This window comes from Nocardia tenerifensis NBRC 101015 (assembly GCF_000308715.1).
Classification (GTDB): domain Bacteria; phylum Actinomycetota; class Actinomycetes; order Mycobacteriales; family Mycobacteriaceae; genus Nocardia; species Nocardia tenerifensis.
On sequence record NZ_BAGH01000409.1, the window covers coordinates 1 to 11,422 of the forward strand.

11 protein-coding genes are annotated in these 11,422 nt (G+C 69.7%); 4 read left to right on the forward strand and 7 right to left on the reverse strand.

Features of this window, described 5'->3' with window-relative positions; translation table 11 throughout:
- Both ON39_RS32370 and ON39_RS32375 read left to right on the forward strand, forming a co-directional pair.
- A complete protein-coding gene (locus ON39_RS32370; RefSeq protein WP_040739894.1) occupies positions 1–714 on the forward strand; it encodes an NYN domain-containing protein in 714 nt (237 codons plus the stop codon).
- Complete coding sequence (locus ON39_RS32375) at positions 715–3,669, forward strand: MMPL family transporter (protein WP_040739895.1); 2,955 nt, start codon at positions 715–717, stop codon at positions 3,667–3,669.
- Between the two features lie 15 nt (positions 3,670–3,684).
- Here ON39_RS32375 and ON39_RS32380 read toward each other — a convergent pair whose 3' ends face one another.
- From ON39_RS32380 to ON39_RS32390, 3 genes are all read right to left on the reverse strand, one after another.
- Positions 3,685–5,268, reverse strand: coding sequence for a DUF2339 domain-containing protein (locus tag ON39_RS32380; RefSeq protein ID WP_246002895.1), 1,584 nt, complete (start codon positions 5,266–5,268; stop codon positions 3,685–3,687).
- A gap of 594 nt (positions 5,269–5,862) precedes the next feature.
- Positions 5,863–6,042, reverse strand: coding sequence for a hypothetical protein (locus ON39_RS32385; RefSeq protein WP_040739897.1), 180 nt, complete (start codon positions 6,040–6,042; stop codon positions 5,863–5,865).
- 62 nt (positions 6,043–6,104) lie between these two features.
- Positions 6,105–6,560, reverse strand: coding sequence for a hypothetical protein (locus ON39_RS32390; RefSeq protein ID WP_040739898.1), 456 nt, complete (start codon positions 6,558–6,560; stop codon positions 6,105–6,107).
- A gap of 152 nt (positions 6,561–6,712) precedes the next feature.
- Here ON39_RS32390 and ON39_RS32395 point away from each other — a divergent pair, with 152 nt between their 5' ends.
- Positions 6,713–7,903 (forward strand): helix-turn-helix domain-containing protein, encoded by a 1,191-nt coding sequence (locus tag ON39_RS32395; protein WP_040739899.1) that lies wholly within the window; start codon positions 6,713–6,715, stop codon positions 7,901–7,903.
- A gap of 1 nt (position 7,904) precedes the next feature.
- Here ON39_RS32395 and ON39_RS32400 read toward each other — a convergent pair whose 3' ends face one another.
- Entirely contained in the window at positions 7,905–8,279 is a 375-nt protein-coding gene (locus ON39_RS32400; RefSeq protein ID WP_040739900.1) for a MerR family transcriptional regulator, read from the reverse strand.
- A 65-nt stretch (positions 8,280–8,344) separates the two neighbouring features.
- Here ON39_RS32400 and ON39_RS32405 point away from each other — a divergent pair, with 65 nt between their 5' ends.
- Positions 8,345–9,448 carry an alkene reductase gene (locus ON39_RS32405; protein WP_040739901.1) on the forward strand — a complete coding sequence of 368 codons (1,104 nt, stop codon included), beginning with the start codon at positions 8,345–8,347 and terminating at the stop codon, positions 9,446–9,448.
- Between the two features lie 7 nt (positions 9,449–9,455).
- Here the strand turns inward: ON39_RS32405 and ON39_RS32410 are convergent, their stop codons facing one another.
- The 3 genes from ON39_RS32410 to ON39_RS32420 all read right to left on the reverse strand — a co-directional run.
- Positions 9,456–10,094, reverse strand: a complete 639-nt coding sequence (locus ON39_RS32410) for a DUF1707 SHOCT-like domain-containing protein (protein ID WP_040739905.1) — start codon at positions 10,092–10,094, stop codon at positions 9,456–9,458.
- A gap of 125 nt (positions 10,095–10,219) precedes the next feature.
- The gene (locus ON39_RS32415) at positions 10,220–10,855 is read right to left on the reverse strand and encodes a response regulator (RefSeq protein ID WP_051187408.1); all 636 of its coding nucleotides are present in this window, start codon (positions 10,853–10,855) and stop codon (positions 10,220–10,222) included.
- Positions 10,856–10,912: 57 nt separating this feature from the next.
- Positions 10,913–11,422: ATP-binding protein (locus ON39_RS32420; RefSeq protein ID WP_040739903.1), on the reverse strand; the 510-nt coding region annotated here is incomplete at its 5' end.

An 11,422-nucleotide genomic window follows, 5' to 3' on the forward strand; every position in this document is an offset into this window, starting at 1 on the left:
ATGGCCCACGAGGTGGTCGATGTTGCCGGGGAGGTGCAGGGCACCGGAGCCGACGGCCTCGGCGGTACGACGCCGGACGTGCGCCGGGTCCTGCTGGTGTGGGACGCCCCGAATCTCGACATGGGTCTCGGGGCCATTCTCGGCGGACGCCCGACCGCGGCCTATCGCCCGCGCTTCGACGCGCTCGGCCGCTGGCTGCTGGCCCGCACGGCCGAGCTCTCGGTCGGCACCGTGCACCGGGTGGAGCCGGAGGCCACGGTCTTCACCAATATCGCGCCCGGCACCGCGGACGTGGTGCGGCCCTGGGTAGAGGCGCTGCGCAACGTCGGATACGCGGTCTTCGCCAAGCCCAAGATCGACGAGGACTCCGACGTCGACGCCGACATGCTCGCGCACATCGAGATGCGCAGCCGCGGCGCCGGACTCGCGGGCATCATGGTCGCCTCGGCCGACGGTCAGGCGTTCCGCGAGCCGCTCGAGGAACTCGCGGCGACCGGAATCCCCTGTCAGGTGCTCGGCTTCCGCGAGCACGCGAGTTGGGCCGTCACATCCGATACCCTCGAATTCATCGATCTCGAGGACATCCCGGGCGTGTTCCGCGAACCGCTGCCCAGGGTCAGCCTCGACTCGCTGCCCGACGAGGGCGCCTGGCTGCAGCCGTTCCGGCCGCTGTCGGCGCTGCTCACCTCTCGCCCAGCGCAAGGAGTCGCTTAAGTGTTCACACGCTGGGGCGATCTGGTCTACAAGCTGCGCTTCGGCGTCATCGGTATCGTCGCGGCCGCGCTACTCGCGCTGGGCGGATACGGCCTCGGTTTGGGAGACCACCTCAGCTCCAGCGGGTGGGACGACCCGAACTCCGAGTCCTCCCAGGGTGCGCGCATCGCCGACAAGGCGTTCGGGCGCGATCACAACAGCGACGTGATCGTGCTGTACACCGCGCCGTCGGGCAAGACGATCGATGACCCGGAGTTCCGGCAGAAGGTCGTCGACAGCCTGAACCGGCTGCCGCGCGAGTACCCCGAGATCAGCAAGGTCAACGGCGCCTACTGGCCGACCGAGACCGGGCAGAGCTCGCCGCTGACCTTCGGCTCGAAGGACAAGAAGTACACCTTCGCCTCGATCGCCATCAAGGGCGACAACGACACCGAGATGTTGAACAACTTCCGGAAGGTCAAGGACGTCTTCGGCGTTCCGGGCATCGACGTGCAGGTCGCGGGCCTGCAGGCGGTGGCGGGCACACTGAACGACACCATGGCCGAGGACCAGCACCGGATGGAGATCCTGGCCATCCCCGCGGTCGCGGTGCTGCTGTTCTTCATCTTCGGCGGCCTGGTCGCCGCGGGCCTGCCGCTGATCGTCGGCGGCCTCACGGTGATCGGCGCGCAGGGCATCGTGCTGTTCATCACCCGATTCACCGAGGTCAACTCGTTCGTCGCGCCGGTGGTCTCGATGATCGGCCTCGGCCTCGCGATCGACTACGGCCTGTTCATCGTGAGCCGTTTCCGCGAGGAACTCGCCGAGGGCTACAGCACGCCCGCCGCCGTGCGCCGGTCGGTGATGACCGCGGGCCGCACCGTCGTGTTCTCCGCGACCATGATCATCGCCAGCCTCGGCGGCATGCTGCTGTTCCCGCAGGGCTTCCTGAAGTCGATCGCCTACGGTTCCATCGCGACGGTCTCGCTCGCGGCGCTGACCTCGATCACCATCCTGCCCGCGATGCTCGGCGTGCTCGGGCCGCGAGTGGACATGTTCGGGCTCAAGCGATTCCGCAAGACCAAGACCGCCGACGAGGTGGAGAACGGCTTCTGGGGCAAGTCCACCCGCTGGGTGATGCAGCATCCGCTCAAGATCGCCATCCCGATCTGCATCCTGCTGCTGCTGTTGATCATTCCGGTCAAGAACCTGGCATTCGGCGGCATCAACGAGCGCTACCTGCCGCCGGACAACACGACCCGGCTCGCGCAGGCGAAGTTCGACTCGATCTTCCCGCTGCGCAAATCCGACCCGATCCAGCTGGTGTTCGTCTCGGACAACAGCAACGACGTCGGCAAGGCGTGGGCCGAGGCCAAGCAGGCGCCCGGCCTGAACGGCACCTTCGACGTGCCGTCGCGCTCCAACAGCGACAACAATGTCTACCGCACCAGCGCGACCCTGGCCGACTCCGAGGACGCCGACCCCACCATCGAGTATCTGCGCTCGATCGACGTGCCCGACGGCGTGCAGATGTACGTCGGCGGGCAGCCGGTGATCCAGAAGGACAGCATCGACGCGCTGCTGGGCCGGATGCCGCTGATGATCGCGCTCGTGCTGTTCGTCACGACGCTGCTGATGTTCCTGACCTTCGGCTCGCTGGTGCTGCCGATCAAGGCCGCGCTGATGAGCGCGCTCGGATTGGGTTCCACCCTCGGCATTTTGACGTGGATCTTCGTCGACGGACACGGGGCCGGGCTGCTGAACTTCACGCCGCAGCCGATCATGTCGCCGGTGCTGGTGCTGATCATCGCGGTGATCTACGGCCTGTCGACCGACTACGAGGTCTTCCTGCTGTCCCGGATGGTGGAGGCGCGCACGCAGGGCGCGTCGACCACCGAGGCGGTCCGCATCGGCACCGCGCAGACCGGGCGGATCATCACCGCGGCCGCGCTGATCCTGCTCGTGGTCACCGGCGCGTTCGCGTTCTCGGATCTGGTGATGATGCAGTACCTCGCGTACGGCATGATCGCCGCGTTGTTCATCGACGCGACCATTCTGCGCATGCTGCTCGTGCCCGCGACCATGAAGCTGCTCGGCGACGACTGCTGGTGGGCGCCCGCCTGGATGAAGAAGATCCAGCAGAAGATCGGGCTCGGCGAGCCCATCCTCGACGACGAGCGGCCCGGCGGCGGGGAAGTGGTCGACCTGGTCAAGACGACCCCGATCACCGACCCCGTCACGATGCAGATCCCCGCCATCAACGAGGGCAACCGGCCGCGTAAGCCGCGCCGCCCGCGCACGGTGGAGGAGATCGAGGCCGAGGCGCCGACGCGGCGCTTGGACAAGATCGCGCCCGCCGCGCCCAAGAAACCCAAGCCGCCCACGACGCCGGCGCCCGCGCCGCTCGACCCGACTCGACAGCGGCCGATGGGTTTCGTGTCGGACCCGAATATGCCGCGCCCGGCCGGCGGACCGGCGCCCTTCCCGCCGGTGCCGCACGATCCCACCGGACCGCGGCCCGCTCCGCCCGCGTTGCCCTTCGACATCGGCGCGCGGCCCGAAACGTCTTCGGGGACTTCGTTCTCGGCGTTCGACTCGCCGGCGAACGCTTTCGAACCGCCTGTGGCGCCGGTCGATCCGGTCAGGCGGCAAGAGACGGGCGACCCGGTCAGGCGTCAGGAGGCGAAGTTCGAGCCGACGCAGCCGACGCCCTCGGTCGAGCCCGCGGCGCCCGCGTACTCGGCGTTCGTCGCGCCGGAGATCTCGACCCCGGCGACCCACGCCGCGCCCGAACCCCCGCCCGCCGAGCAGAGCATCACCGACACGGGCGACCTGAACCGCCACAGCATCGAGGACTGGATGGCCGGGCTTCGCTCCTCGCGCCGCCCCGGCAAGCCCGACGAGGGCCGCCACGCCGGCGGCGACGGTCGCACCGTCAGCGTCAACGAGCTGCTGCGCCGGCGCGACCGGGAGTAAGCGCCCCTCGGCGGGTCAGCCGGTGCGCGCCTCGCCGCCGTCGCGGGGCTGCGCGCCCGCCTCGGCGAACGCACGCGCGTAGCGGGTGCCGACGACGAGCAGCAGCACGCCGACGGCCAGGAAGGCGGCGACGCGGACCAGGCCGTCGAGGGTGGCCAGGTCGAACAGGAACAGTTTGGCCAGAGCCGCAGCGGTGACGAGCAATCCGGAGCCCAGGGCCAGTTTGGCCACCGCGCTCGCCGTGCCGATATTGCGGAGTCCGTAGAACAGGGCGGCGGTGGCGCCCGCCATCCACAGGATGGTCGCCGCGCTGTGGCCGATGACGAACCCGTCGTCGACGCCGGTCGCGACACCGATCGAAACCGTCGCGGCGGTCACCGAATACAGCCCGGCGACGCTCGCGACGATCCAGTGCAGTTCGGCGGTGCTCCGCAGGCTCGGCAGTCTGCGCGCGCACCATACGGCCAGCGCGACCACGGCCAGGGCGAGCACCGCGCCCAGCACCGTCGAGACGGTCAGGTTTTTCTGCGAAAGACGTTGCGAAGCGAGCACTTCCGGCCCGGCGATGGTCAGGAACGCGAGTCCGCCGAGGGTGGCGAAGGCGGCGCCGAGGCCGGCCGTCACGGCGGACCGGCGTTGCCCCGCGACGCCCAGGTAGCCGAGTGCCGCCAGGAACCACGCGGCGGGCAACGTCCGCGAGTCGGTCACCGTGACACAGACTTCGAGCAGTGCGAGTGAGCCCGCGACGGCGGCGACCACCGCGGTATGGCTCGGGATCCGCGCTACCGCAGCGAGTTTCGGCACAAGCGCGGACGCGGCGACGGCGAGCAACACGGCGGCGAGCAGGCCCGCTATGGTCGCCGCGATGGGGCGATCGGCGTCGAACATGCCCGGCGCGAACAGCATTGGTACCGTTGCCGCCCCGAGCATGAGCGAGGCGGTCAGGTCACTGGGCTTGCGGCGGACCACCACGACGGTACCGGCCAGCCCCACCGCCGCCACGGCCACCGCAGCGAGCAGGAGCATCGACCGATGCCCGGTCGAAGGACCGCCGATGATCGCGCCCGCGATGAACGGGCACGTGGCCAGCACCGCCGGCAAGGTTCGCGCCACCTGCAGGTACGGCCAGTCCCGCACCATTTGCACAGGCACACAGGCTGTTTGCAAAGCGATCAGGAACGCCAGCAGGACGAGTTCGGTCGTCAAAACCGGCGACAACACCGCCGCGCCGAGCACCACCAGCACCGCCAACGGCTGGGACTGCCACCGCATGGCCAGCGCGACACCGAGGGCCGCCACACCGAACGCCACCGCGAACCCGATCACCGGGTGCAGCCAGTGGTAGATCGCCGTCACCGCGACGACATCGAGGTACGCGCCCGCGATCCCCGTGGCCGCCAACGCGATTCCGCCGACCCGGCCACCGGCCCGCCCGAACACCCGCATACCCGCCGCCACCAGCGCGGCCGAGAACATCGCTCCGGCAACGACTCTCGGCACCGGACCGAAGAACCCGGCCTGCGCGGCCAGCACCAGCAGCATCACCACGCCGATCAACGTGACGCCGACTCCGGCCACCGCTAGGATCCGGCTGATCACGCCGTCCCGCTGCCACCACGGGGTGCGCGGGACCGGCGGGCCGGTCCGCGGGGGAGGACGCAGGCCAGGCGGCGGAACTGGTCCGCGCGGCGGCATCGGAGCTGCCTGCGATGGCATGCGGCCTGCGTGCGGCGGCAGCTGCGTAGTCGGCGGCATCTGGCCCGCTTGCTGCGGTACAGGGCCCATCCGACCCGCCTGCGGTACCTGACTGAACTGCGGAGGCATGGCCGTCCCCGGCGTCCCGGCACCCCAACCCGGCACCGGAGCGAACCGCGGAACATGCTGCGCGGGAGGCCCCTCCGCGCCCGGCGGCACCTGCTCTCCCGAAGCCCGCACCGCAACCGAGACATCCCCCTCAGCCGACGCCTCCACCGAAACCCCCTGCCCCCCAACCGAACCCCCCACAACCTGGGCCCGCAACAACTCCAGATCCCGCCCCAACACCCCCATCCGCTCCCCCAACGCAGAGAACTCCCCCGAGATGCGCGAAATCAGCACCGGATCGATAGACGTGGTCATCCCCCCATGCTGTCCCCTCCCCCACCCCCCAACATGAGTAGTTACCCCCGGTAGACACCCAATATCTACCCGACTTCACCCCACCGCGGCGTCCTGATCGGCCCTGAACGCGTCGAGATCGATGTCTGGCGCATTGCGCGACATCGCCGCGAAGTCTTCGCGGCTGACGAACCTTCGCTTGCGACGCGGCGGGCTCAGCTTCTCCTTGGACTCGTTTCGTAAGTCCCGCTGGGTGAGCTCGGGCTGAAGGGGCATAGATCCAGGCTATGCGGCTGGTAGCACCTTGTGATACCGAGTGAAACTCCCTTGGGTGCGGGTCAGGGGGTGGCGGGTTGGGTGGTTATCTGGTGGACGGTGTCGAGTACGGCTTGGCGTGGGGGCATGTGGAGGGGGCCGGAGGCGGGCTCGTTCGCCCAGTGCCGGCCCTGGGGGGAGTCGGTGGTGGGTAGGAGGATGTGGTGGCCGCCGGGGACCACGGTGACATGATGACCGGCCAGCCGGTGGCGGACGGAGACCTCGACGGGGCGGGTCGGGATGGGCGGGGTGACGAGGAAGGTCCAGCTGCGTTCGCCGGGATCGGCGACCACCGGCGCGGCCTGCGCGTGCCCCAGCGAGGCGAGGACTTCGCGGCCCAGTTCGGGCGGCATCACGATGGCGCCGAGGACGGATCCGGTCGTGACCATCGGACGACCGGCTAGCAGTCGCACCGGCAGGCCGTACAGATCGCGGAGCAGATGCGCGATTTCGAGGGTGGAATGACAGCGCTCGAACATGGTTCCAACCCGCCCTTTGTCATCAAAGTTGCAGAAAGGCAACGGTATTCCATCCGGCGATGAACGAGTCGTACGTAATGTCCCACTTCGGCCGAGCGCGCGCACTTAGCGTCGTACCCTGAAACGTAGATGTAACAAAAGGAATTGGGTACATGGACGATTCGTCGATCGGCGTACGCATCCGGCTGTTCCGCGGCAAGACGCTCACCCAGCGCCAACTCGCCGATCAGGCCGGTGTCAGCGTCGACCTGGTGCGCAAACTCGAGCAGGGCGGCCGCCAGACCGCCTCGATCGCCAGCCTGCAGAAGCTGGCCCGCGCCCTGGACGTGGACATCGCCGACCTCATCGGCAAACGCGCGGGCGTGCCGTCCGCCGACCCCGATTCCGGCATCGTCGCCATCCGCCGTGCGCTGACGCCGGTCGACGACCTGCTCGGCGAGACGAACGAGGAGGCGGCGGTCAGCCTCGACGACGGCAGGCGCGCGGTCGACTACGCGTGGGGCGCCTACTGGGCCGGCCGCTACGAACTGCTCACCTCGATTCTGCCGACCGGGCTCACTCAGCTGCGCGCCACCGTCCACGCCGCGCGCAACGGCTCGGTCGCCGAGGCGAAAGAGCTGCTGGCGCGGATGTACTGGGTCACCGGCTGCACCCTGGTGCACCTCGGCCAGACCGATCCGGCGTTCCTGGCCATCCGGCAGGCGCTCGCCGCGGCGGAGGACGGCAATGACCCGCTGCTGCTCGGGACCATCCGCGGCTCGGTCGCCTGGCAATTGCTCGTCCAGGGTCGTTACGACGAATCGCGGCGGGTGGCGCTGCGCGCGGCGGCGAGCCTGGAGCCAGCGGGCGAGGTCGCGCCGGAGCACCTGTCCGCGTACGGCTCGCTGGTCCTGCTGAGCGCGACCGCCGCGGGCCGGGCGCAGCAGGTGCCCGAGGCTTTGTCGCTGGTCGAGGCGGCGGAAGAGATCGCACTGCGGCTCGGCGGCGACCGGCGTGACTACGAAACGTATTTCGGGCCTTCGCAAGTCGTCATGCAGACGGTCGACGTCAACGTGTCCTCCGAGCGGTATCCGGAGGCGTTGGCCGCCGCGAAGTCCATGCCCGCCGACAACGGTCTCCCGCAGTCCTCGCGCGCCCGCCACCTGACCGACACCGCCGTCGCGCTGACCCGCACCGGCCAGCACCGGCGCGCGCTGGACACCCTGCTCACCGCGGAACGGGTCGGCGGACCGGACTGGCTCAAGTATCAGTCCCTGCCGAAGCGCATCGTTTCCGAGTTGCTGGACCACGACCGGCGAGTCCCGTTGCGCGCCTTCGCCCGGCGCATCGGCGTCAGTACCTGACCTAGCCGGTTCGGACGAAGGGGGCTGCGGCGCGGTCGATTACGTCGTCGAGGACCTCGCGGGAGCGGATGAGGTCGTTGATGGTGCGGTCGATTCGTTCGCGCTCGATGGCGAGCTGGGCGACGAGTTCGGGGGTGGCGGATTCGTTGGGTCCGCCGTCGGCGTCGCGCATGCAGGGCAGGAGCTGGCCGATGGTTTTGCTGTTGAGGCCGGCGGCGAACAGTTCCTGGATGTGGATGACGCGGTCCACGGCGCGCTCGGGATAGTCTCGGTGGCCGCCGGGCGTGCGGTCGGAGGCCAGGAGCAGTTGCTCCTCGTAGTAGCGCAGCGAGCGCTCGCTGACTCCGGTGCGCTTGGCCAGTTCCCCGATTCGCATCTGCCACCTCGTATTTCGTCACACGACTTGAATCTGACATCCATGTGAAGTTTTACCGTACTCACATGACGAACACGACAGCAACCCCCAGCCTCTTCGCACCCGCTCGCCTCGGCGCCCTCGAACTGCCGAACCGCCTGGTGATGGCGCCGATGACGCGCAATCGGGCGCACGCCGACGGCACCCCGTCGGAGCTGATGGCCGCCTACTACGCGCAGCGCGCCGACGCCGGGCTGATCATCGCGGAGGCCGCGACGCCGAACCGGGTCGGCCAGACCTACGCGAACATCCCGGGCATCCACACCGCCGCGCACGTCGCGGGGTGGCGCGCGGTCACCGACTCGGTGCACGCCGCGGGCGGCCGGATGTTCCTGCAGTTGCAGCACGGCGGCCGGGTCGGTCACCCGGACAACAGCGGGTCGATCCCCGTCGCGCCCTCGCCGATTCCGCTGCCCGACACCATCCACACGCCGTCGGGGCATCAGCAGGCCGTCGTGCCACGCGAGCTGACTCTCGATGAAATCCACTCCACCGTAGAGGATTTCGCGGCCGCCGCACGCAACGCGATCGACGCGGGATTCGCCGGAGTGGAGGTGCACAGCGCGAACGGCTATCTGCTGCACCAGTTCCTGTCCCAGAACACCAACCAGCGGACCGACGCCTACGGCGGCTCGGTGACCAATCGGATCCGGTTCACCCTCGAGGTGGTCGAGGCGGTGGCCGCCGCGATCGGCCCCGAGCGGGTGGGCGTGCGCATCTCACCGGCGGTGGGCGCCAACGGAATCGAGGAGGGCGACACCGACGCCATCTACCCGCCGCTCGTCGCCGCGCTGGCGCGCCGGCACCTCGCCTACCTCCACGTGGTGTTCGCCGACCCGGAACAACCACTGTTCCGGCGCATCCGGGAAATCTGGCCGGGCACGCTGATCGCCAACCCGAACCTCGGCTGGGGCGTGCCGCTGCCCGAGGACGGCGGCAAGCACGCGGCGGAGCGGCTGCTCGGCGCCGGCGCGGACCTGATCTCGCTCGGCCGGTCCTTCCTGGCCAACCCCGATCTGGTCACCCGCCTGCGGCTCGGCGCACCCGTCAACCAGGTGCGCGACGCTCATCTGATGTATGTCGGCGGCGCCGAGGGCTACCTCGACTACCCCACCCTCGTGGCGGCATGAGACGGAGTCAGTGGCCCATCATGCGACGCCAGTGCGCCATGAAGGGGTGCTTGGCGGTGATGGAGCCGAAGCGCATGCGGCCGCGCACGACCAGGTGCAGCGGGCCGAGCGGCGGCCCGGTGCGGACCTTGTTGTTCACGCTGGAGCCGATCAGGTCGACCTCGTTGAGGTCGACCGTCGCCTCGGCGGGCACGATCAGCGTGAGCGAGCTGCAGAAGTCGTCGAGGTGCAGCTCGACCACCTGGGTCGACATGATCGCCTCGGTGAAATCCAGGGTGACCCCGGACAGCCAGCTGTTGAGCCGCAGCGACGGTGCGACATGCCACGGCCCGCGCCGGTTCACCCCGGACAGGCGCGAGCGGATCACGCCGGGCTCGTTCTGCGGCGCGGGGCGATGATGTTTCACGAACGAGGGCGCGGTGTTCACGAAGGTCGTCGGCGGCGCGGCGGGCTGACCGACCAGGCGGACGCCGGGCAGATCGATCAGCACGGCGTTCAACTCGCCGCGCGTCTTCGCCGCGAGCGCCGTGTCCATCCGCTCGGTGAACTCACCGAGGGACAGCATGCCGAGTCCGACCGCTCGCTGCAGCAACTGGCCGACGTGCTCGCGTTCGACGTCGGACACGCGTAGATCCCGGTCGCCGATCGCGTCTCCGGAGCCGACGCCATTGGATACCGATTCGGGTCCGCCCATGATTCGAGATTACCGATCCGCCAGCGGACATGTATCAGGGAAATCCCGGAGGGCCGAGTACTACCCGCGTACCGGGATCACTCGTCGAGTCCCTGCTCGATCGCGTAGCGGGTGAGTTCGACGCGGTTGGCCAGCTGAAGTTTGCGCAGCGTCGCCTGCACGTGGTTCTCCACGGTCCGATGGCTCAGCCCGAGCCGCGAGGCGATCTGCTTGGCGGACAAGCCCTTTGCCACCATCCGCAGCACCTCGGTCTCGCGCTCGGTCAGCGCGGGCCGGTGCGGCTCGTCGGGCTCGGCGGGAGCGGTTGCCATGCGCCGGTATTCGCCGAGGACCAGGCCGGCGAGGCCGGGCGTGAACACCGGCTGCCCCGACGCCGTCGCGTGCACCGCCTCGATCAGCTCCGCCGCCGACGCGCTCTTCACCAGGTACCCCGACGCGCCCGCCTTGATCGCGTCGAGCACGTCGTCGCGTTCGGCGGAGGCCGAGAGCACGAGCACGCGGCTGTCCGGCGAGACGCGCAGCACCTCGGCGGTCGCCGCCGCGCCGTTCCCGTCGGGCAGCTGCATGTCCATCAGCACGACCGTGGGCCGCACCGCCGCCGCCCGCCTGGTCGCGGCGCCGACCCCGTCCGCGGTGGCCGCGACGTGGAAGCCCGCCTCGGCGAGGTCGCGCGAGACGCCGTCGCGCCACATCGGATGGTCGTCCACCACCATCACCGAAATCGCCTGGGCCGCTGCGTTATCGGTCACGCCACACCTCCTGGATCGGAATCATATTCGCGGCACCCGGAACTCCCACTCGGTGCCGAAGCCGACGCCGCCGTCGATCTCGGTGAGCAGATCGGCGGTCCCGCCGAGCGCCGCGATCCGCCCGACGATCGATCGCGAAACCCCCAGCCGCCCTTCGGCCTCCGCCTCCGCCAGGCGACCGGGCGGTATGCCGACGCCGTCGTCGCGCACGCTGATCACCAGTTCCTCACCGGTGTCCTCCAGCAGCACATAGGCTTTCGCGTCGGACCCGGCGTGCAGCGCGACATTGGACAGCGCCGTCGCGACCGCCGCGGCGATCTCCGTGCCCGCCCAGCGCCCGACCGGCACCGGGTCGCCGGGCGTGGACACGAACACCGACGGCGTCGCGTGCGCGGTGAGCAGCGGACGCAGATCGACCTCGGCCCCGCCGGAGTCGCCGCGGTCGGCGGTCTCGGTGATCAGAACCCGCAGCGCCACCTCCTGTTCCGCGGCGCGCTGGGCCAATTCCTCGGTGGGGCCGCCGATCTCGGT